This is a genomic window from Gilliamella sp. wkB18, from assembly GCF_001690875.1.
In the GTDB taxonomy this organism is placed as follows: domain Bacteria; phylum Pseudomonadota; class Gammaproteobacteria; order Enterobacterales; family Orbaceae; genus Gilliamella; species Gilliamella apicola_A.
On record NZ_LZHM01000003.1, the window covers coordinates 1 to 905 of the forward strand.

Consider the following 905-nt stretch of genomic DNA (forward strand, 5'->3'; position numbering starts at 1 on the left):
CCGTGCCTTGGGTGATTTTACCAATGATAAAAGCACCCGCAAGGTTTATGGTATTATCACCGAGTTTAGCCAATTATCGGTGAATAAAGAAGAAGCGCATTATCAAGTGGTCTTATCGCCACGACTAGCTAGACTAACGTTAAACCGCAACTGTGCCATATTCCAGAACCAAAGCGTAGTAAGCGTGGTTGAACAAATACTTAGAAGCCACGGACTTAATGGCATAGACTACCGCCTTGAACTTAAAGAGCACTACCCAGCCAGGGAATTTATTACCCAATGGCAAGAAAGCGATTTTGAATTTATACAACGCTTAATGGCGGATGTGGGTATCTGGTTTCGCTTTGAAAGCCATGCCGAGCACGACTGCGACGTAATGGTGATAAGCGATTACGAACAAGGTTATGACCAAGTTGCTCATATTAATTACAAATTACCCAGCGGCACCTTGGACGGTGGCGCTGAAAGCGTTTGGGATATTAGCATGCACAGCCAAACGGTGGCATCATCGGTTAAAGTGAAAGATTATAACTACCGTGATGCCAAAGCCAACTTACTTGGCGAGGTCAATAGCCAACCCGATGACCACACCACTAACGGCACCGACTACCGTTATGGCGAGCACTATCAATATGCAGGTAGTGCCAGTGTCAGTTCAGGTAGTCAAAAAAATAGCCCCAACAAAATTTATAAAAATATTCAAAGTGAGCAAAATGGGGGGATGAGCGAGAATAACGATGATGCACAAAATAGGGATAATGATTACCACCTTAATAGCCCCCCAGAAAGTGGCAATTGGTACGCACGTATTCGCCATGAACAAGCAATCAGTGAACAAATAATTATCCGAGGCAAAAGCAACCGTTATAACCTTGCTCCTGGGCAACTCATTAGCCTTAATGGCG

The 905-nt window shown here is 44.3% G+C and carries 1 protein-coding gene; it reads left to right on the forward strand.

All coding sequences use genetic code 11. The features are described 5' to 3' along the window. Positions 1-905: type VI secretion system Vgr family protein (locus A9G48_RS00020; RefSeq protein ID WP_141672920.1), on the forward strand; the 905-nt coding region annotated here is incomplete at both ends.